The 19,073-nt window shown below is 62.9% G+C and carries 19 protein-coding genes; 9 read left to right on the forward strand and 10 right to left on the reverse strand.

What is annotated here, in order from left to right; genetic code table 11:
• Positions 1-71 precede the first annotated feature (71 nt).
• Positions 72-995: a mechanosensitive ion channel family protein gene (locus tag ABCW43_RS05055; RefSeq protein ID WP_345922374.1), complete on the forward strand. Its 924-nt coding sequence runs from the start codon at positions 72-74 to the stop codon at positions 993-995.
• A gap of 86 nt (positions 996-1,081) precedes the next feature.
• Here the strand turns inward: ABCW43_RS05055 and ABCW43_RS05060 are convergent, their stop codons facing one another.
• From ABCW43_RS05060 to ABCW43_RS05080, 5 genes are all read right to left on the reverse strand, one after another.
• Positions 1,082-1,774: an RES family NAD+ phosphorylase gene (locus ABCW43_RS05060; protein ID WP_345922375.1), complete on the reverse strand. Its 693-nt coding sequence runs from the start codon at positions 1,772-1,774 to the stop codon at positions 1,082-1,084.
• Entirely contained in the window at positions 1,771-2,160 is a 390-nt protein-coding gene (locus ABCW43_RS05065) for an MbcA/ParS/Xre antitoxin family protein (protein WP_345922376.1), read from the reverse strand. The genes ABCW43_RS05060 and ABCW43_RS05065 overlap by 4 nt, the downstream gene beginning before the upstream one ends.
• Before the next feature lie 82 nt (positions 2,161-2,242).
• On the reverse strand, positions 2,243-3,055 hold the full coding sequence (locus ABCW43_RS05070; protein WP_345922377.1) for an ABC transporter permease: 813 nt from the start codon (positions 3,053-3,055) through the stop codon (positions 2,243-2,245).
• The gene (locus ABCW43_RS05075; RefSeq protein WP_345922378.1) at positions 3,052-3,840 is read right to left on the reverse strand and encodes an ABC transporter ATP-binding protein; all 789 of its coding nucleotides are present in this window, start codon (positions 3,838-3,840) and stop codon (positions 3,052-3,054) included. The genes ABCW43_RS05070 and ABCW43_RS05075 overlap by 4 nt, the downstream gene beginning before the upstream one ends.
• A 185-nt stretch (positions 3,841-4,025) precedes the next feature.
• Positions 4,026-5,066, reverse strand: a complete 1,041-nt coding sequence (locus ABCW43_RS05080; RefSeq protein ID WP_345922379.1) for an ABC transporter substrate-binding protein — start codon at positions 5,064-5,066, stop codon at positions 4,026-4,028.
• Positions 5,067-5,598: 532 nt separating this feature from the next.
• Between ABCW43_RS05080 and ABCW43_RS05085 the strand changes: the two genes are divergently transcribed.
• From ABCW43_RS05085 to ABCW43_RS05100, 4 genes are read left to right on the forward strand one after another with little or no spacing between them, the layout of a single operon-like run.
• Positions 5,599-8,397: a DUF2339 domain-containing protein gene (locus tag ABCW43_RS05085; protein WP_345922380.1), complete on the forward strand. Its 2,799-nt coding sequence runs from the start codon at positions 5,599-5,601 to the stop codon at positions 8,395-8,397.
• Positions 8,394-9,044: an HD domain-containing protein gene (locus ABCW43_RS05090; protein WP_345922381.1), complete on the forward strand. Its 651-nt coding sequence runs from the start codon at positions 8,394-8,396 to the stop codon at positions 9,042-9,044. The genes ABCW43_RS05085 and ABCW43_RS05090 overlap by 4 nt, the downstream gene beginning before the upstream one ends.
• Before the next feature lie 12 nt (positions 9,045-9,056).
• Complete coding sequence (locus ABCW43_RS05095; RefSeq protein WP_345922382.1) at positions 9,057-9,908, forward strand: MOSC domain-containing protein; 852 nt, start codon at positions 9,057-9,059, stop codon at positions 9,906-9,908.
• A 13-nt stretch (positions 9,909-9,921) separates the two neighbouring features.
• Positions 9,922-10,419, forward strand: a complete 498-nt coding sequence (locus ABCW43_RS05100; RefSeq protein WP_345922383.1) for a GNAT family N-acetyltransferase — start codon at positions 9,922-9,924, stop codon at positions 10,417-10,419.
• Between the two features lie 26 nt (positions 10,420-10,445).
• Here ABCW43_RS05100 and ABCW43_RS05105 read toward each other — a convergent pair whose 3' ends face one another.
• On the reverse strand, positions 10,446-11,669 hold the full coding sequence (locus ABCW43_RS05105) for an MFS transporter (RefSeq protein WP_345922384.1): 1,224 nt from the start codon (positions 11,667-11,669) through the stop codon (positions 10,446-10,448).
• Between the two features lie 206 nt (positions 11,670-11,875).
• Here ABCW43_RS05105 and ABCW43_RS05110 point away from each other — a divergent pair, with 206 nt between their 5' ends.
• Positions 11,876-12,445, forward strand: a complete 570-nt coding sequence (locus ABCW43_RS05110) for a TetR/AcrR family transcriptional regulator (protein ID WP_510749644.1) — start codon at positions 11,876-11,878, stop codon at positions 12,443-12,445.
• A 158-nt stretch (positions 12,446-12,603) separates the two neighbouring features.
• Here the strand turns inward: ABCW43_RS05110 and ABCW43_RS05115 are convergent, their stop codons facing one another.
• Positions 12,604-14,307 (reverse strand): P-loop NTPase fold protein, encoded by a 1,704-nt coding sequence (locus ABCW43_RS05115; protein WP_345922385.1) that lies wholly within the window; start codon positions 14,305-14,307, stop codon positions 12,604-12,606.
• A gap of 321 nt (positions 14,308-14,628) precedes the next feature.
• Here ABCW43_RS05115 and ABCW43_RS05120 point away from each other — a divergent pair, with 321 nt between their 5' ends.
• On the forward strand, positions 14,629-15,528 hold the full coding sequence (locus ABCW43_RS05120) for a DMT family transporter (RefSeq protein ID WP_345922386.1): 900 nt from the start codon (positions 14,629-14,631) through the stop codon (positions 15,526-15,528).
• 46 nt (positions 15,529-15,574) lie between these two features.
• On the opposite strand, the gene ABCW43_RS05125 is transcribed toward ABCW43_RS05120, so the two are convergent.
• Positions 15,575-15,853 carry a hypothetical protein gene (locus ABCW43_RS05125; protein WP_345923431.1) on the reverse strand — a complete coding sequence of 93 codons (279 nt, stop codon included), beginning with the start codon at positions 15,851-15,853 and terminating at the stop codon, positions 15,575-15,577.
• Here ABCW43_RS05125 and ABCW43_RS05130 point away from each other — a divergent pair.
• The gene (locus ABCW43_RS05130) at positions 15,795-17,042 is read left to right on the forward strand and encodes an MFS transporter (protein ID WP_345922387.1); all 1,248 of its coding nucleotides are present in this window, start codon (positions 15,795-15,797) and stop codon (positions 17,040-17,042) included. The two genes, ABCW43_RS05125 and ABCW43_RS05130, sit on opposite strands and share 59 nt — an antisense overlap.
• 21 nt (positions 17,043-17,063) lie before the next feature.
• Here the strand turns inward: ABCW43_RS05130 and recO are convergent, their stop codons facing one another.
• Complete coding sequence (gene recO / locus ABCW43_RS05135; RefSeq protein WP_345922388.1) at positions 17,064-17,816, reverse strand: DNA repair protein RecO; 753 nt, start codon at positions 17,814-17,816, stop codon at positions 17,064-17,066.
• Positions 17,817-18,020: 204 nt separating this feature from the next.
• Between recO and ABCW43_RS05140 the strand changes: the two genes are divergently transcribed.
• Positions 18,021-18,410, forward strand: a complete 390-nt coding sequence (locus tag ABCW43_RS05140) for a hypothetical protein (RefSeq protein WP_345922389.1) — start codon at positions 18,021-18,023, stop codon at positions 18,408-18,410.
• Positions 18,411-18,419: 9 nt separating this feature from the next.
• On the opposite strand, the gene ABCW43_RS05145 is transcribed toward ABCW43_RS05140, so the two are convergent.
• The gene (locus ABCW43_RS05145) at positions 18,420-18,923 is read right to left on the reverse strand and encodes a PAS domain-containing protein (protein ID WP_345922390.1); all 504 of its coding nucleotides are present in this window, start codon (positions 18,921-18,923) and stop codon (positions 18,420-18,422) included.
• Positions 18,924-19,073 lie beyond the last annotated feature (150 nt).

Raw genomic sequence — 19,073 nt, forward strand, 5'->3', positions numbered from 1 at the left:
CCATTTTTCCCTTGACCTCGCGGCCTGCTGCGCCAATTAACGGCGAAACCGAAGAAGGAGCAGACCGCCGGATGGACCAGGCGTCGGAATTCGTTGTGGCGACCAGGGCGGCGCTCGCTCAGTTGAGCGCGCTGGGGGTGCAATATTCCTTCTCCGCCGTCGGCGCGATCGTTCTCCTCATCCTCGGCTGGATGGCCGCCGGCCTGATCAGCCGCTGGGCCTATCGCGGCCTGTCGCGCATCCACGGCATCGACGCGACGCTGTCGCAATTCTTCTCCAACATCATCCGTTACGCCATTCTCGTCATCGTCGTCGTGATGGTGCTCGGCCAGTTCGGGGTGCAGACGGCTTCGGTGCTCGCGGCGCTGGGCGCGATCGGCCTTGCGGTGGGCCTTGCGCTGCAGGGCACGCTGCAGAACATCGCGGCTGGCATCATGCTGCTGGTACTCAGACCATTCCGGGTCGGCGAGAGCATCGAGACGGGCAGCGTCACCGGCACGATCGTCGATGTCGGGCTGTTTGCGACCGAACTTCGGACTGCCGACGGCGTCTACCGGCTGGCGCCGAACTCGACGTTGTGGAACGTGCCGATCACCAATTACAGCCGGCTGAAGACGCGCCGTAACGAGATTTCGGTCAGCATCGGCACCGACCGCGATATCGGTCGGACCCAGGCGAAACTGATGGCGATCGCCAGCGGCGACAGGCGGGTGCTGAAGGATCCGGCGCCGACCGTCTACGTGGCCGAATTCGATGCCGGCAGCGCCAAGCTGACATTGCGCTACTGGACGAAAAGCAGCGACTGGTGGGAAACGGGCCGCGACCTGACCCGGGACGTCAAGCTCGCGTTCGACAAATTCCCGGGCGACAAATTCCCCGACGACGGACGGCCGGAACAGATTCCAGACCCTCAGGTAGAAACCCGCGACGTTTCCGGTGAGAGCGGACCTCCGGCTCCTCACGGTGCGGACGAACCGGTCACGCAGCGGACCTGAAGGAAAGGATGCATCGGGGCCGGCTTTTCACGAGGAAGCCGGCCCCGATGCCCAAATTATTACGAAAAACGATTCGGCGGTCGGCGTCACACGGCCTTGAGGTCGTATTCCTCGCTGCCCGACCAGACGATGTCCCAGGAGGCGCCGGGGCGGACGTTGCGGATCGCCGTCGGTTCGAAGGCGACGAGGCAGCGGCCCTCATCGTGGCGCACCGATGGATAGATCAGGCCGTCGTGGCCGTCGCGCCTCAGTTTTTCGGCCAGCGCCTGCCCTTGAGGGTAACCGATCGCCGGATCTGGATCGAGCGCCGGGTGGTCTCTCTCGTCGGTGATGTCGGGATACTCGCCGATAAAATCCGCCAGCAGCTCCACATAACGCGCGGTCTCCTCGAAGAGGCCGATGAACCTCAGTTCCCGCGTCTTGTGGAAGGCGACCTCGGCGAGCGAGGTCATCGTGTCCCAGCTGCAGTACCAGGCGCCGCGGGTCTCGTCGTTGAAGCGGTTTCCGCCTTTTCGCGTGTAGGTGAAGGCCGCGTTGATATGCGTGTTGCCATAGACCTGCAGGTCGTGCTTGCGGCGTTTCCAGGCGAGCTCGCGGCGGTCGAGATAGAGGTTCAATCCGCGCTCGGCGGCAAGGCGGGCGCTGGTCATGCCCTCGATCTCGGCGAGGATCGCCAGTTCCTCGTCGCTATCCACCAGGCCGCGCAGGCTCGGCGGCTTGTGGTAGGTCGCCGGGATCAGCCGCACCAGGGCCCGGTCGCTGACCGGCGTGACGATCACGCGCCGCCCCGCAGAGCATCCAGGTAGTTTCGGACTGCCAGGAATTGCGGCAGCCCCTCGTCGATCAGCGTATCGATAGGCCGGGCGCCGCGAAACAGCGGTCCCTCGTTCGGAAGCGTCATCCACCTGGTGGCGATCGGATCGCTGAAATAGAGTTTTAAAGCCTTGAAGATACCGATCACGGCGCTGAGGCGCAGCATCTGGTCCTTGGTGAGGCCACCGGAATAACCGGGTTTTCGGGCACGTTTCCAGGTGCTTTCCGACATGTCGGCGAGTGCTGCCGCCTCGTTCACCGGCACGCCCCATTCGGCGACGACATTGCCGAACGCCTTCAGCGCAACCGCCGTCAGCTGTTCCGCCTGTTCTTTCCTTGCCGTGACCGCCATCAGAAGCTCCTTTGCGTCGAAACCAAATGTAGTTCATTTGGTCTTTATGTAAAGGTCAAATGGCCTTTATTGACACAAAGCGTCACTGCGACATGGAGGAGCGGTGTGCCCAGCCGGTCATGCGCATCTCGATCCAGGCCATCAGCGCATACATGGCGATGCCCTCGACGGCGAGCATCAAGAGGCCGGCGAAGACAAGGGGCACGTTGAACTGGCTCTGGGCGGAGCTCATCATGTTGCCGAGGCCGTAATTGGAGGCGACGGTTTCGGAGACGACCGAGCCGACGAAGGCGAGCGTGATCGCCACCTTCAGCGAGCCGAAGAAATAGGGCATGGAGCGCGGGATGCCGACCTTCAGCATGATGTCCAGCTTCTTCGCGCCGAGCGCGCGCAGCACGTCCTCGGTTTCCGGCTCGATGGTGGCAAGGCCTGTCGCGACATTGACGACGATCGGGAAGAAGGAGATCAGGAAGGCGGTGAGGATGGCGGGGACTGCGCCGATGCCGAACCAGATGACCAGGATCGGCACGAGCGCCACCTTGGGGATGGCGTTGAAGCCGATCATCAGCGGATAGAGCCCGGCATAGATCGCCTTCGACCAGCCGATGAAGAGGCCGATCGCCAGGCCCGCGACGACGGCGATCGCGAAACCGACGGTGGTCGTATAAAGCGTCTGCAGCGAGTTCTTCCAAATCGGCGACCAGTATTGGACGATCGCCTGAAAGACGCGCGACGGCGCCGGGAGGATGGTGGGCGGTGTCTGTAGCACGATGACCAGCAGTTCCCAGAGAACGAACAGGCCGATCGTGTAAAGCCAGGGGGCGAGTTTCACCCAGTTGATGTGATGGGCAAGCGGCTTGGCGGGCGTCACGGTGTTTTCGGTCAGCACACTCATGCGACAACCCTCGCGCTGGCGATTTCGCCATGCAGTTCATGCACCATGTCGTTGAAGGCCTTTTCGTACATGACTTCCAGATCGCGGGGCCGCGCGAAGGGCACGGTGTGTTCCTTCAGCACCTTGCCGGGACGGGCGCTCATCACGAAGATCCGGTCGGCAAGAAACGTCGCCTCGCGCAGGTCGTGAGTGACGAGGATGATGGTGACGCCTTGCGCGGCATGCAGGTCGCGGATGACGCACCACAGTTCCTCTCGGGTAAAGGCATCGAGCGCGCCAAAAGGTTCGTCGAGCATCAGGAGTTCGGGTTCGTGGATCAGCGCCCGGCAGAGATTGGCGCGCTGCTGCATGCCGCCGGACAGCTGCCAGGGGAATTTCGAGCCGAAGCCCTTGAGACCGACAGTTTCAAGCAGGTGCTCGGCCTTTTCGACATATTCTCGTTTGTTGGCCCGCAGGCGGTGGCGGTGTCTTTCGACGATCTCGAGCGGCAGGAGGATGTTGTCGAGCGTGGTGCGCCAGGGCAGCATGGTCGGGTTCTGGAAGGCCATGCCGACGATCGAGACCGGCTTGGTCACCTGTTTATCCGCCACGATGACTACGCCGCTCTGCGGGATGTGCAGGCCGGTGACCAGTTTCATCAGGGTCGACTTGCCGCAGCCCGACGGGCCGACGACGGCCGCGAACTCGCCCTTGCCGACTTTCATGGTGAGGCCGGAGACGGCAAGCGTGCCGGCCACGCCGCCATAGCGCATGTCGACATTGTCGATGGTAACGAGGTGGGGCATTTGGTCTCCGTTGCTGGCGGCTTGTTTCCTCTTCTCCCCAGCGGGGAGAGGTGGCCCGAAGGGTCGGATGAGGGGGCGGTTGCCGCAGATTCCGCCTTTCGCTGTTCGCTCAAGGCGTCGCTACGCTCCTCCCCCTCATCTGCCCTATCGGGCATCTTCTCCCCGAGGGGAGAAGATATATCCAATCAGGGCAGCATCCGCTGTTCCTTGGCCGGCAGGAAGCTGGCGTCAAAAACCTGGTCGGCCTTGACGTTGCCCTTGAGGCCCATGGAGACTTTCAGCGTGTCGATGGAGGCAGTGAGCCGCGCCGGGTCGATGCCGCCGAAGCCGTTGGCGACCACGTAAGGGGTCCTGATGTTCATCGAGTTCGCCATCTTCAGGCGCTCGAGCTCGATATCCTTGTTGAGCGTCTCGTTGCGCTTCAAGACGGCGGCAACGCCTTCTTCCGGCTTGGCGACGGCATCGGCAAAGCCCTTGGCGAGCGCCTTCAGGAAGCCCTTGACGGCAGCCGGGTTCTTGGCGGCGAAATCGGTGTTGATCAGCACCGCGTTGCCATAGAGGTTGAGGCCGTGTTCGGCCATCAGGATGGTGGCGATGTCGTCATCCTTGATACCTTGGGCTTTCAAGTTGAGGATGACCGAGAAGGCGAAACCGAAGACCGCGTCGACCTTGCCCTGGGCGAGCATGGGCTCGCGGACCGGGAAGCCGATCGATTCGATCGTGATCTTGGAATCGTCGATCTTCGCGACTTGCTTGAAAGCCTTCCACTGGGCGAAGGCACCATCCGGAGGAGGCGCGCCGAGCTTCTTGCCTTCCAGCGACTTCGGATCGGTGGTGATGCCGAGCGACTTGCGGCCGACGACCGCAAAGGTCGGGCGCTCGTAGATCATCATCGCAGCCCTGATCTTCTGGTTCGGATCCTCGTCGAGGAACTTGATCAGCGAATTGATGTCGCCGAAACCCATCTGGTAGGCGCCGGTCGCGACACGCGGGATCGCCTCGACCGAGCCGTTGCCGGTGTCGATGGTGACGTCGAGGCCTTCGGCCTTGAAGTAACCCTTGTCCTGGGCGAGCAGGAAGCCGGCGGCCGGGCCTTCGAACTTCCAGTCGAGCGTGAACTTGACCGCGGTTTGCGCCACGGCCTGGCCGGCGGGCATGGAAAAGCCGGCAGCAAGCGCCAGCGCCGCGACGGCCGATAGTTTTGAAAGCAGTCTGCGCGAGATCATGAAAGGTCGTCCCCCTGGAGTTTTTTGTGCGGATAGACTGTATCCAAGCGTTTATTCCGGTGCCGCGCAAGTCGAAACTGCACACAAAACAATCATACTTTTATTTTGCTCATTATGTAATCAAAGCGCCTTTTTGGCGCTCAGGACTCTGCCGAAGTTTTGAGCGGAAGCGATTGAGAAGTGCACGTCACGCGCGAGCCCTGAAATTGCTTTTCCATATCATTCAGCGCGTTAGCGGAGCGGCGAACCATGTCCTCGTCCAGCACAGGAATGCGGCAGCGGCGCCGTCGAGAAGGAAAACGAGGCAAACAGCGTGCTGGGCCGGTGCCGAAGCGCAGACCAATGCCGGCCATCCCGCCCGGACCACGGCGTAACCAAAACCCAGGTCACTACAGCCCCTAGGGGACTTCCGAAAAACACCAATGGTTTCCAAGGCTTCCAATTGGAGGGGGTTGTGGAACACGGCTCTTCCCTTCCCTCGCCCGGCAATTGTATAACCGCTTGACCGAACTCTTCACCCGCGAGCGTGCCGATGATCGAAATCTTCCTTCTGCTGCTGGTGATCCTTGTGGTGGGTCTCAATCGCAAGACCTCGGCCCGGGTGAGCGCGCTCGAAAAGGAGCTGGAGGCGATCAAGGCCGGGCTACTTGCCACACAGCCGGTTTCCAGTGCCGCACCTATAGCCGCTTCTGCGCCCGCTCCCGCTGCGGCGGCTGTCATCGCCACCGAGGCAGTGACCGAGGAACCTGCGGTTCGAACAGAACCGTTGACCCAGGCCGAGCCGGTCGCGGAACAGGCCTTGCCGGAGGAGACGATCGCGGCGAGCACCACGGCCGCGGACGTTGCTGCCATAGAGGAGGCTCCCTCCGCCGTCACGACGACGGCACCGACGCCAGCAAGGCCGAAGACCAAAGAAAACCTCGAAAGCTATCTCGGCGCCCGCTGGCCGGTCTGGGTCGGCGGCGTGGCGCTCGCCTTCGGCGGCATCTTTCTGGTGCGCGCTTCGATCGAGGCCGGGCTGCTCGGACCGGGTGCGCGCCTCGTGCTCGCCTGCCTGTTCGGCCTCCTCCTGATGGCCGGTGGCGAGATCGTGCGGCGCCGGGCGATGCCGCAGGTGTCCGACCGGTTCAGCAATGCGATGATCCCCGGCGCGCTGACGGCGGCGGGTGCGGTGACGCTGCTCGGGGCGATCTATGCGGCCTACGGCGTCTATGAATTCATCGGCGCGACGCCGGCCTTCATCCTGCTGGCGCTCGTATCCTTCGCGACGATCGCGCTGTCGCTGCTGCACGGGCAGGCGCTGGCAGGGCTCGGCCTGCTCGCCTCGCTGCTGACGCCCGGCCTCGTCGCCAGCGATGAGCCGAACGCCAATGCGCTGTTCCTCTTCCTCGGCCTCACCTGGGTCGCGGTCAACGCCGCTTCGCGCTTCCGCAAATGGACGATCGTACCGATGCTCGCCAATATCGGCATCGGGCTGTGGGTGGTCGCCTATGCGATCGGCGCGGACGAGTTCGATACACTGCCGCCGGCGCTGACGCTGATCGTGATGATCGCCGGCACCGGTTTCTTCTGGCCGGGTGCAGTCTATGGCAGGGACCGGGTGGTCAAGACCGGCTGGGGCGGAATGCTCGGGCGCCAGCCGCTGACCATCACACTGTCGGTGGCGATCATGTCGGTGCTGCCGGCGCTCGCCATGCTGGCGACCAACCCGGTGGGCGGCATCGATCCGTATTTCGCCGCCGCGGCGGTGATCGCGGCGCTCGCGGCACTCGGGGCCAGCCGGGCCTACACCGTCTGGCCGGCGATGATCGCGGCCGGCGGAGCGGTGCTGAGCCTCGCCGTCGTGGCGATTTCGCTGCTCGACACCTATGTGCCGCAGCCGGTCGGCAACGAACCGCTGCCGGTCGTCACCTATACGACGGAAATCGCCGTCAGCCTGCTGCTCGGGGCGGTCTTCACGCTGCTCGGCTTTGCTTTTCTCAGGCGCTTCCGTAAGACCGAACCGGAATTCGCGATGGTCTGGAGCGTGCTGATGTCGGGCGTGCCGGTGGCGCTGGCGACGATCAGCTTCCTCAATTTCGGCAATCTCGGGCGCGACTGGACCCATGGGCTTTACGGGGTCGGTCTCGGCCTCGTACTTCTGGCCGGTGCCGAATGGTTGTTCCGCGACCGCAACGAGACGGATGGGCGTATCGACTGGGCGGCCAATCTGCTTGTTGCCGGCTCGTTTGCCGGGTTCACGTTTGCGCTGCATGCGCTGACCAACGGCATCGTCACCACCGTTCTCCTCGCCGTGCTGGGCTTTGCCTATGTGCTCGGCATGCGGGCGCGGCCCTGGCCGGCGCTGCCCTGGATGATGGCGGCGGCGATCCTGATCGTGTTCGGGCGGATCGCCTGGGAGCCGACGCTGATCGGCCAGAACAGTCTTGGCACCACGCCGTTCTTCAACGCGCTGCTGCCGGGTTACGGCATTCCGACGCTGCTGGCGATCGTGACGGCCTATCTGCTGAAGGACTCGGCCGATTTCCGCATCCGCAACCTGATGCAGGCGCTCGCCTCGCTCGCCTCGCTGATGACAGTGGCGGTGCTGGTGCGCCACGCCATGAACGGCGGCGTGCTCGACGATCGGGTGCCGACGCTCGGCGAACAGTCGATCTACACGCTGCTGACGGTCGGCTTCTCCGGCATATTGATGACGCTCGACCTCAAGTCGCCGAGCCCGGTGTTCCGCTGGGGTTCGATGATCGCCGGCGTGCTCGCGACGATCAATGCGCTGTCGCTGCACGTGTTTGCGCTCAACCCCTATTTCAGCGGCGAAAACACCGGCCCCTGGCCTTTCTTCAACCTGCTGCTGCTCGGTTATCTCCTGCCCGGCCTCGCCTATGCGCTCGTCGCCTATTACGCCCGCGGGCGGCGGCCGATGCCCTACGTGATCATGCTGGCGCTGGCCGGCGCCGTGCTCGGCTTCCTGTGGGCGACGCTTTCGGTGCGCCGCTTCTGGCAGGGCGAAAACATCGCCGACTGGAAGGGATTTTTGGCGGCCGAGACCTATACCTATTCGGTGGTCTGGCTGCTGATCGGCGTGTTGCTGCTGGCGATCGGCTCGAAGCTCGACGCCAAGAGCCTGCGGCTCGCCTCCGCCGGGCTGGTTCTGGTCGCGGTGGTGAAAGTGTTCCTGGTCGACATGTCGAACCTCGAAGGGATTCTTCGGGCGCTGTCGTTCATCGGGCTCGGTGCGGTGCTGATCGGGATCGGGCTTTTCTACCAGCGCATTCTGGTGAACAAGGGCGGTGAACCCGCCGCCACCGATTCCCAGGAACCTGCCGCGTGATCACCTTACTCAGCGTTGCCTTTTCGCCTTTCGAGGCGCTTGCCGAAACCCTGATCCCGCATGCAACCGAGGGTGACGACGGCTCGCACGACATCGCCCATATTCTCCGCGTCTTCCGCAATGCGATGCGCATCCATGCCCGGGAAGGCGGCGACGGGCGGGTGCTGGCCGCCGCCGTGCTGCTGCACGATTGCGTCTCTGTGGAGAAGAACTCGCCGCTCAGGACGCAGGCCTCGCGGCTGGCGGCGGAGAAGGCTGCGGCGATCCTGGCCGATCTCGGCTGGAGCAAGACGGATATCTCCGCCGTCGCGCATGCGGTGACGGCGCACAGTTTTTCGGCCAACATCACGCCCGAGACGCTGGAGGCAAAGATATTGCAGGATGCCGACCGGCTGGATGCGATCGGCATGGTGGGCGCGGCGCGCTGCTTCTATATCGCCGGGCGGATGGGCTCCGGCCTCTACGACCCGGCCGATCCGCTCGCCAGACATCGGCCGCTCGACGACAAGGCGTTTGCGATCGACCATTTCGAGGTGAAACTGTTCAAGCTCGCCGACGGCTTCCAGACGGCCGCGGGCCGCGCGCTTGCCACCGAGCGGCATGCGCGGCTGAAACAGGTCCTCGAGCTTTTCATCGACGAGATTTGAAGGAGACTTCCCATGCGGATCAGCGAACTCAATTTCTATCCGCTGAAAAGCGGCCGCGGCATCGCGCTCGCCCAAGCGGAGATCGCGGCATCAGGCATTCCCGGCGACCGGGAGATGATGGTCGTCGATCCGACCGGCATGTTCATCACCCAGCGGGAATTGCAGTCTCTCGCCAGGCTCGAGGTCTACCCGGAAACCGATGCCGTGCGCTTCGTGATGGAAGGGCAAGGCGAGATCAACGTCGCCCGGCCGCCGGCCGACCGGCGCATGGAAACGGTGGTGTGGAAATCGAGCGTCAACGCAGCACTTGCCGACGATGCGGCCAATGCGGTGCTGTCGGAATGGCTCGGGCGGAATATCCGGCTGGTGTTCTTCGACGAACAGGCCCTGCGCGTCGCGAGCCCGGAATGGGCGGGCGAGGATTCGCCCGTGACCTTTGCCGACGGCTACCAGGTGCTGGTGACGACGACGGGGTCGCTCGCCGCGCTCAATGCGGACATGGCGGCGAAGGGTGAAGGTTCGGTCGGCATGGAGCGGTTCCGGCCGAACATCGTGCTAGACCACGACGAGGCCTGGGCGGAGGACGGCTGGACCGGCATCGAGATCGCCGGCATCCGTTTCGATTTCGTCAAGCCTTGCGCCCGCTGCATCATGACCACCCAGGACCAGCAGACCGGCTCGCGCGACGTGCCGGACCCGATCCCCGCCATGGGCCGCATCCGCATGTCCGCCGACCGGCGCGTGCCCGGCCCGCTGTTCGGCTGGAACGCCGTGCCGCGCGGCACCGGGCGGATCAAGATCGGCGACGGGGCGACGGTGGTTGCCGAGCGGCCGGAGGCCTGGGCGATCAAGCGGCGGGCTTGAGCGGTTCCCATCGATGATCGTCACCGACCGGCTCATCCTCAGGCGCCCCAAGCTTGCCGACGTCCCTGCCCTGTTCGAATTCCTCGGCGACCCGAACGCGATGCGGTTCACCCATGTGGACGGCTCACCGAGGGAATGCCGGCGGCGGGTGGCGGTGCACGAATGGCGGCGGCGCCGGGATGGTTACGCACCTTGGACTGTCGAGCTGAAGGAGAGTGGCCGGATCATCGGCTGGGGCGGACTTTACGACGATCCCTTCGATCCGGGCTGGGGCGTCGAGCTCGGTTACTATTTTCACCCCGATAGCTGGGGCAAGGGATTTGGCCACGAGCTGACGGCGGCAGCGATGCATGAAGCCGACGAAGTGCTGAAACTGCCGAAGGTCGGGGCCTTTGCCCGGCCGGAAAATGCCGCCTCGCGGCGACTGCTGGAAAAGACGGGCTTTCAGGTGGTGCGTTACGTGCCCGAAATGGAACGCTATTATTTCGAGCGCCTGCCCCCGGAAAGTTGAAGGGCCGCCCGGGGCGGCCCCTCCCATCACTCGGCGGGATTGAGCGCCACGCCACCCGCCACCACCTGCCGATCCGGCCGGCTCAGCAACCCATAGCCGGCGAGCATCGTGGACAGCGCCAGCGCGCCGCCGGCCACCGCGACCCAGAAGCCGTTGGAGGCGCCGTACGCATCGATAGTCCAGCCGGCGAGCGACGAGCCGGCGGCAAAGCCGATGCTCATGCCTGTCATGGCATAGGTGATGCCTTCCGTGACCTGCGACGACGGGACGATGCGCTCGATCAGCGTCATGCCGGAAATGAAGGTCGGCGAGATCGCGGCACCTGCGAGGAAGATCACCGCCGTCAGGCCCCAGAGACTGCCGACGAAGGGCATGGGCAGGGTGGTGACGGCGGCCACCAGGCTGGCCAAGAGCAGCCGGCGGGCGAGCGACGACTTGAACTTGATGGCGCCGAAGACGATGCCGACCACAAAGGAACCGGCGGCATAGGCCGACAGGATGTAGCTGGCGGCCCCCTTGTTGCCCAGCGCTTCCGAGAAAGCGACGACCGAGACTTCCGCCGTGCCGAAGATGACGCCCATGCCGGCGAAGACGACGACCAGGAACCACATGGCGAGCCGCCGCATGACCGAGCCGCCGCCTTTCATCCGATGCGGATCGACCTTCGGTTCCGTGGATTTCTGGACCACGAACAGCGTCGTGCCGACCGCCAGGAAAGCGGCCGAGGCGAGCACGCCGGCTTCCGGGAAGAGCGCGACGCTGAGGCCGATACCGAAGACCGGGCCGCAAATATAAACGAGCTCGTCGATGACGGATTCGAAGGCGAAGGCGGTATGCAGTTCCGGTCGGTCGCGATAGATCTCCGACCAGCGGGCGCGCACCAGCGCCATCATGCTCGGCATCAGCCCGGCGACGAGGGCGAAGGCAAACAGCGTCCAGATCGGCCAGCGCATCCAGGCGGCGGCGGCAAGACCGATCAGCGCAAAAAAGGTGACGAACGTGGTCGGCACCAGCACCGCCGACTGACCCTTCGCATCCACCCAGCGCGACACCTGCGGGGAGATGAAGGCGTTGGCGAGCGCGAACGTGGCCGAGACCGCGCCGGCCAGCCAATATTCGCCATGCGTCTGGGACAGCATGGCGACGAGGCCGATCGTCGTCATCGGCAGCGGCAGCCGCGCCACGAAAGCAGCGGCGGAAAAACCTTTCGTACCCGGCCTTGCGAATATTTCGCGATAGGGATTGGGCATAACCTGCTCCTTGGGTTATTTTGAATGAGGACTTACATACGCTGCGTATGTGAGCTAGATAGTCGCATACGTTTCGTATGTCAATTAACATACGACGCGTATGCGAATAATTCGGAGTCCGCATGGCAGAGAAGATGGCAGACAAGATCGTCCCAAGGATGGCTTCCGGCACGACGCCGCGGGCTGCGGCAAAGCCGCGCAAGGAAATGATCGCCGAAACGAAGGCCAAGCTGATCGCCGCCGCACGGCACGCCTTTGCGACACAAGGTTATGCCGAAGCCTCGATGGATGATTTCACCGCCGGCGCCGGGCTGACGCGCGGGGCGCTCTACCACCATTTCGGCGACAAGAAGGGCCTGCTGATGGCGGTGATCATGCAGATGGACGCGGAAATGTCCGACCGGCTCAGCGCCATCTCATCAAGGGCCGAGACGCCTTGGCAGGCTTTCGTCGACGAATGCGTCGCCTTTATCGAGATGTCCCTGGAGCCGGAGATCCAGCGCATCATGCTGCTCGACGGCCCCGCGGTGCTTGGCGACCCGTCGCAATGGCCGAACCAGAGCGCCTGCATCCGCGCCACGACCGCAAGCCTGCAGAAACTGATCGACAAGGGCACGATCCGCCCCGTCGACGCCGAAGCCACCGCCCGCCTCGTCAACGGCGCGACGCTGAGCGCCGCACTCTGGATTGCCAATGCGGAAGACCCGGACACGGTGTCGAAAAAGGCGGTGGAGGTGTTTCTGACGCTGGTTTCGGGGTTGTTGGTGGAGAGGTGAGGTTGAGGCAGGGGCGCTGCGACGTTGGCTGGGGTTAGAAGAGCCTTCGTCCGCTTTCGGCCCTTAGCCCTCATCTTAAACATGGCAGCCGAAAGTCATGGGACTAGCAGGATCACTACGAGGCGTGGTCGCCTTGGGCAACAATCTTGTGTCTATAGCTAAACGTCCGACGACAGATCAGCCTTTGATATTGAGGGCTCCTGAAGTTTGACGCCTCGCCGGGATACTCGGTGACGGTTTAGGTCGGAATCCAAGGCTACCTGCGTCATCGCATCGTGATATCGCCGAGTGACTTCCATCATGTCCTCGGAGGGGTTGCTGATACGCGAATAGGAGTGCAGGCCGCGTAGGATTCCGGCCAGCTTGTCGCCCTCATAGGTGCATAGAATGCGTTTGTACTCATCAACCGGAAATTCCAGCAATTCGGTGACTACCCGCCGGTCATAAAGGTCATTTGGTGAGGAAAAAATGTCCTCGATCGGCCTATTTGGCCGTTGTTTTTCCCGCGCCTCGTTCAGGCGGTCAGCAATCTCCGAGTCAAGTGTCCCGTCATGGATGTAGATCCGCTCCGGCTCCATCGCGCCCGGATCGTTCTTATGCGTGGCAATGAACGCATCGATGATTGGAGCGATCTTTTCCGTTAGGGAAAGCTCGCGCAGTAAGCTTACGACTCCATGCATGTTATCCGCCGACAGGAACTCCACCTCTCGGATGAAAGAATCCGCAATCTCGGTCACAACCTCCATGCCGTTCCGGAAGGAATAGTGGTACGCCTGCCATGCTTGGCGATGACGCTCCAGAGCCTGGTCTTTCAAGACCCTCCGATGAAATTCCGAGGCATGTGCGTCGATGTTCTCCTGCGTGAAATACCCATTGGTAATGCCGCGATAAAGCTCCACGTCCAACTCATCCAGATGACTGAAACCGAACTTGCTTAGCAACGTGTCCCAAGCCTCTTCTTCCGGTGTCAGCTTTTGCTCATCTCGACCCCACATCCGGCTGCCAAAGCCCTTCAGGAATTCTATCGGGGGTGCACTGGAAGGCTGATGGTGCACCCAACCCATTACGACCATCGCCGCCGCTATGGCTTCCACCGTCTCTTTCGAGAAGGCTGACAGCAGCGGCAGGATCTGTTGGACGGCGCCATAGATCTTACCGATGACGCGGATGTTGTCGATACCAAGCTGAATGCACCGTTGCCTAACGATATTCGCGATATCGTCAGTCTGGGGAATAGCTATCGCTGCGCTTTCTTCTGCCGTCGGGGCAAATAACAGGTTCCGGTCCACGACCTTTTCCAGATATGTAGCGAACTGGAGCTTGTCCGCCCCCTTCAACGCTTCATCATTAAGGAGGATGACGACTTTGCAACCACGCTCTTCCTTCAAGTTCGAGATATAGCCAAGTACGTCACTGCTGCTCAGCTTTTCGCCCTTCCGTTCAAGGTCGTCGATGCAGATGATCTGCTTGCTGATAAGCAGGCCCAAGGCAGACACCACCGCTTCAGCGCGGTTTCCCAAAATTCCGGAGACCAGTCCGAGAAATCCCTTCTTCGTGGCAGTTTCGACGGTTGAAGCGACGCTTCCAGCAGTCTCCATGCTCGGGACGTCGCCGATCTGTGCCTTCGTTACCGTGTTCTGGAGGATCTGCGATTTGAGTTCGGTGATCGAATTGACTCCGAACAGGGACACATAGGCATAGCTGTTCAGTGCAACCCCGCCGCTTACGCTACGCTGCGCCTTTGCTATGGTTTTCCAGTTGTGGGTCTTGCCTGTACCCCAGTGACCTCTGATGCAAAGAACTTCGGCTTTGGGCGAGGCTAAAAATTCTCTGATCGCGGTTCGGACACTGGCAACGGACATTTACACCACACCGGCTGGAAAGACAGAAGGGACTACTCTACCAAAAAGTGTTGCGAAGGCCGAGAGCCGCATCATCGCTATAGGGCAAAGAAGACAGGTGTGTATAAGTGGTTTTGCAGCACTTCTCATGTACGTTGATAGCGCAAAGCGGACACCACGGCCCAACCCACCCCACTCCCCCACCTCACGCATGGCAGCTATTCGCAAAAGCAGGTTGTCCGGCCCCTTGCCGAACGGTCACAACGGGGTCATCACCATACGCTGCCTGATCCTCATGCGCCGGCCGGGTTTTCGGGCGGTTTGTCGAAAGAGACTGCCTTCATGACCCCTCGGTCCACCGGCCTCATCTGCGCCATCGCGGCGGTGACGATCTTTTCGATGCAGGACGGAATTTCCAAACATCTGGGCAGCGCCTATCCGCCGATCTTCATCACCATGATCCGCTACTGGGCGTTCGCGGGCTTTGCGTTTGCGCTGGCCAGCCGCTCGGCCGGCGGGGTGAAGGTTGCGGCAAGCGCCCGCCGGCCATGGCTGCAGATTGCCCGCGGCGCGCTGCTGGCGGTGCAGATCGTCATCTCGATCTTCTCCTTCTCGCATGTCGGGCTCGCGGCCAGCCATACGATGTTTGCGGCGACGCCGCTGGTGGTCGCCTGTCTTTCGGTGCCGTTTCTCGGCGAAAAGGTCGGTTGGCGGCGGTGGACGGCGATCGGCGTCGGCTTTATCGGCATCCTTCTGATCGTCAACCCGCTCAACGCCACGTTCGACGCCCGGATCGTCATCCCGATGGTCGCAACGCTGATGTTCGGGCTCTATTCCGTCATGACCCGGCTTGCCAGCCGCACCGACACCTCCGACACCGCCTTTTTCTATACCGGCGTCGTGGGCGCGGTGACGATCACCCTCGTCGGCCCGTTCTACTGGACACAGGTCACGTCCACCGACTGGCTGTGGATGCTGGTGCTCTGCATGACCGGCATAAGCGGGCATTACCTCTTGATCCGCGCCTTCAACCTGCTCGATGCGGTGGTCGTGCAGCCGATGTCCTATATCCAGTCGGTGCTGGTCTGCCTGATCGGCGTCTTCGTGTTCGGCGAGGTGATGACCGCCAACATGATCCTCGGCGTCGCGATCGTCATCGGCGCCGGCATTTTTACCATTTGGCGCGAGGCCCGGCTCGGGCGCACGGCCCCGCCGGCGATCGATCCGCCGGGGACGCCGTAAGGGGCGTGGAGCCCCTCCCCTTGTGGGGAGGGGTCTTCGCTCCGCATCAAGATCCCTCCCGCCTGCCGGCCACCCTCCCCACAAGGGGGAGGGTTAAGCTGCCGCGCCCTCTTCCCTCGTCTGCAACGCCCTGCCCATCGCAAACTGCACGGCATTCGCAAATCCACGGCACATCAATCCCGGTGATGGATTGATTGAGCAAAAGTTGTTTTAAGAACAGCAGCGCACGCGGTATGTTCTGCTCCTGATTTTCGAGGAGGAATTGCATGCCCACGTCCGCATCGCCATCCGCGCCGAGGCCCGTTTCCATGCCCTGGCTGATCATCGGCGCCGGCGCCCTGATTGCCATGCTGACCTTCGGTCCGCGCTCGGCCATGGGCTTCTTCCAGCTTCCGATGCTCGCCGATACCGGCTGGGACCGGTCCACCTTCGGGCTCGCCATGGCGATCCAGAACCTTGCCTGGGGGCTCGGGCAACCATTGTTCGGGGCGCTTGCCGACAAATACGGCACAGGCCGCGTGCTCACCATGTCCGGCGTGCTTTATGCCGCCGGCCTCATCATGATGGCCAATGCCAGCGCGCCGGTCTGGCTGCATATCGGCGGCGGCGTGCTGATCGGCCTGGCGATCGCCGCCGGCTCCTTCAGCGTCATCCTTTCCGCCTTTGCCCGCAACGTGACGCCGGAGCAGCGTTCGATGGCGTTCGGCATCGGCACCGCCGCGGGCTCTGCCGGCATGTTCCTGTTTGCGCCGTTGAGCCAGGCGCTGATCAGCAATTTCGGCTGGTCCGACAGTCTGGTCTATCTGTCGGTACTGATGCTGATCGTGCCGCTGCTCGCCTTTCCGTTGCGCGGCAATGCCAGCTCGGGAAGCCAGTCGCACAGCCAGTTCCAGCAATCGGTAGGTGCGGCCCTGAAGGAAGCATTCGGTCATCAGAGCTACCTGCTCCTCACCTCCGGGTTCTTCGTCTGTGGCTTCCAGGTTGCCTTCATCACCGCGCATTTCCCGGCCTATCTCGGCGATATCGGCATCGCGCCCGCTTACGCGGTGATCGCCATGGCGCTGATCGGCTTCTTCAACATCATCGGCTCGCTCGCCGCGGGCTTTATCGGCCAGCGTTATTCGAAGCCCTATTTCCTCGCCTATATCTATATCGCCCGGTCGATCGCCGTGACGGCCTTCCTCATCCTGCCGCAGACGCCGGTCTCGGTGATCGTGTTCGCAATCGTCATGGGGCTGCTCTGGCTTTCCACCGTGCCGCCGACCAATGGGCTCGTCGCCATCATGTTCGGCACGCGCCATCTCGGGCTGCTGGGCGGTCTCGTTTTCCTGTCGCACCAGGTGGGCTCGTTCCTCGGCGTGTGGATGGGTGGTTATCTCTACGACCGTTTCGGCTCCTACGATCCGGTCTGGTGGCTCGGCGTGGCGCTCGGCATCTTTGCCGCCGTCGTGCATTGGCCAATCCAGGAAAAGCCGGTCGATCGCGGGATATTGCAGCCGCAGCCGGCGGAGTGACGAGGACGCCTGGGCCGGGCCTCAGCCCGCCTGGCGTTCCGTATCCTTCGAAAGCGCCTTCAGCGCCGCCTGAACGAAACCGTCGCGGGCGGCGTTTTCCGTCAGGCCACGCGGTTCGTAGACGTGGCGATGCAGGAAATAACCGGTGAGCCGGAAGGCCTCCGCCATGCTGTCGCGGTCGGCGGCGGATGCCGTGCCTTCGCTCAGGAAACCCGGCAGGGCAAGCATTCGGTCGGCATAGGGCCTGCCCGCCTCCCGGGACACGGCGCGGCCGCTTTTCGGCGAGACGTAGACGAGGTTTTCCCGTCCGCCGGTCGCCGCGCATTCGGTGAGGTCGAGGCCGAAACCGAGGTCGTTCAGCACCGCGAGCTCGAAACGCACGAAAAGCTCGCCGGCATCGGAGGGGTCGTCGAAGGCATCGAGGATGATGTCCAGCGCATCGAAGAGATGCGGATGCGGGTCGCGCTCGGGAAGCAGGCGCAGCAGCGCGCCCATGGCCTGGACGCCGTAGACGGCGGTCGCGGTCTCCATCAGCTTGGCGGCGCGCAGGCGGACCGGCTCCAGCTTGAACTCGCCGAGATGTTCGTCGAGCCTCGCGCGCCAGACGGCCTCGACCCGGTTTCCGGCCTGCAGGACCGGCTGCATCGCCCGCGACCGGCCGGAGCGGACGAGGCCCAGATGCCTTCCGCGGTCACGGGTCATCAGTTCGGCGATGACGCTCGTCTCGCCGTGGCGCTTGACGCCTATGATGATCGCTTCGTCTTGCCACTGCATGTATCGAATAAAGCTCCTTCCCGAGCCGATTCAACAATAGAGCATAAGTCCTTCGGACTGAATCGGTTTCTGCTTTCGCCCAGCTGCGGCAAAGATGCAGGTGGCTATGGGCTTGCCTGGAACAAAATGGCCTCCATTTGGATTCCTGTGCGAAAATTCGCGATGCCAATACGACCCACATCACGCCATCCCTGGGGAGCCTTCATGAAATACGCCCTCTTCGCCGCCGCCCTTCTGGCCGCCTCGCCCGCCACCCTCCTCCCCTCGCCTGCCGCCGCGCAGTCGCAGCAGCTCGAGCAGGCCTGCATCACGGTCGCCAAAAACTTCCTGCTGGTGCCGTCGATCAAGACGGGGATCGTCCAGTCCTTCCCCGAACTGGATCCGCCTGGCGCACGGCTGACCTATTCCACCCGCGAGGATGCCAAGCCGACCGACTTCTCCAACCAGATCGAATGCGAGTTCGACAAGGGGCAGCCGCCCTTCCGCCTGCAGCGCTTCTGCATTTCCGACACCTGCTACGGACCGAACGAACAGGACCAGGACAACCGCCGTCGCTACCAGGAGGTCAGGGCGCTGATGGACCGGCAGAAATGACGCGCAAGCCTATTTGCCGAGCACGTTGAGCGCCGAGGTGAGATAACGTGCGGCGAGCATCTGGCGGCGTTTGGTGGCGAGCCAGAGAGCGGCGCGGCAATGGCGCTCCAGCGGATCGGTCGCGGCAACCGCCGCAGCCGCGGACTGGATCGTGACCGTGCCGGAATAGATGTATGGAACGCCCTCTGCATCGCGCAGGCAACGACCATTCGCGATGACGTCGATCCGGCGGCCGTCCGGATGGGTGAGGCGGTAGTTTTCCCGGTATGCGTCACCGCTGACGATCGCATCGTGGATCGCCTTTGCGACCCGTTGCTTGTCGCCCTCGTTGATGTAGCGGATGACCCTCTCGATGGGGGCGCCGGCAGCCAATTCCTCCTCGGAAACGCCGAATATGTCGGCGATCACCTGATCGCCATACACCTTGTTTTCCGGCACGACCCAACTGTAGAAGCCGAGAGAGTTCGGATCATCCGAGCCCGTGTCTTCCTCTCCCGATCCGACGTCCGACATTCATGACTCTCCGTGCCACTTTGTCGATAAATTTGGATCGTCGGCTCTACGTTAGCAAGTCGTTATAATGATGGATAAAAACCGCTAGCTATCTACCTCGTCCGCAGGTGATGCCCGAGGACTTGACGCCGCCATGCGGCGGCGTAGACG

This window comes from Neorhizobium tunisiense, assembly GCF_039631515.1.
Lineage (GTDB): Bacteria > Pseudomonadota > Alphaproteobacteria > Rhizobiales > Rhizobiaceae > Neorhizobium.

Excerpts from the sequence above, each read along its gene's own strand:
- ABCW43_RS05055 (WP_345922374.1), top strand. The coding sequence starts at position 72 with ATGGACCAGGCGTCGGAATTCGTTGTGGCGACCAGGGCGGCGCTCGCT.
- ABCW43_RS05065 (WP_345922376.1), bottom strand. The coding sequence starts at position 2,160 with ATGGCGGTCACGGCAAGGAAAGAACAGGCGGAACAGCTGACGGCGGTT.
- ABCW43_RS05070 (WP_345922377.1), bottom strand. The coding sequence starts at position 3,055 with ATGAGTGTGCTGACCGAAAACACCGTGACGCCCGCCAAGCCGCTTGCC.
- ABCW43_RS05075 (WP_345922378.1), bottom strand. The coding sequence starts at position 3,840 with ATGCCCCACCTCGTTACCATCGACAATGTCGACATGCGCTATGGCGGC.
- ABCW43_RS05080 (WP_345922379.1), bottom strand. The coding sequence starts at position 5,066 with ATGATCTCGCGCAGACTGCTTTCAAAACTATCGGCCGTCGCGGCGCTG.
- ABCW43_RS05085 (WP_345922380.1), top strand. The coding sequence starts at position 5,599 with ATGATCGAAATCTTCCTTCTGCTGCTGGTGATCCTTGTGGTGGGTCTC.
- ABCW43_RS05095 (WP_345922382.1), top strand. The coding sequence starts at position 9,057 with ATGCGGATCAGCGAACTCAATTTCTATCCGCTGAAAAGCGGCCGCGGC.
- ABCW43_RS05100 (WP_345922383.1), top strand. The coding sequence starts at position 9,922 with ATGATCGTCACCGACCGGCTCATCCTCAGGCGCCCCAAGCTTGCCGAC.
- ABCW43_RS05105 (WP_345922384.1), bottom strand. The coding sequence starts at position 11,669 with ATGCCCAATCCCTATCGCGAAATATTCGCAAGGCCGGGTACGAAAGGT.
- ABCW43_RS05110 (WP_510749644.1), top strand. The coding sequence starts at position 11,876 with ATGATCGCCGAAACGAAGGCCAAGCTGATCGCCGCCGCACGGCACGCC.
- ABCW43_RS05115 (WP_345922385.1), bottom strand. The coding sequence starts at position 14,307 with ATGTCCGTTGCCAGTGTCCGAACCGCGATCAGAGAATTTTTAGCCTCG.
- ABCW43_RS05120 (WP_345922386.1), top strand. The coding sequence starts at position 14,629 with ATGACCCCTCGGTCCACCGGCCTCATCTGCGCCATCGCGGCGGTGACG.
- ABCW43_RS05130 (WP_345922387.1), top strand. The coding sequence starts at position 15,795 with ATGCCCACGTCCGCATCGCCATCCGCGCCGAGGCCCGTTTCCATGCCC.
- ABCW43_RS05125 (WP_345923431.1), bottom strand. The coding sequence starts at position 15,853 with ATGATCAGCCAGGGCATGGAAACGGGCCTCGGCGCGGATGGCGATGCG.
- recO (WP_345922388.1), bottom strand. The coding sequence starts at position 17,816 with ATGCAGTGGCAAGACGAAGCGATCATCATAGGCGTCAAGCGCCACGGC.
- ABCW43_RS05140 (WP_345922389.1), top strand. The coding sequence starts at position 18,021 with ATGAAATACGCCCTCTTCGCCGCCGCCCTTCTGGCCGCCTCGCCCGCC.
- ABCW43_RS05145 (WP_345922390.1), bottom strand. The coding sequence starts at position 18,923 with ATGTCGGACGTCGGATCGGGAGAGGAAGACACGGGCTCGGATGATCCG.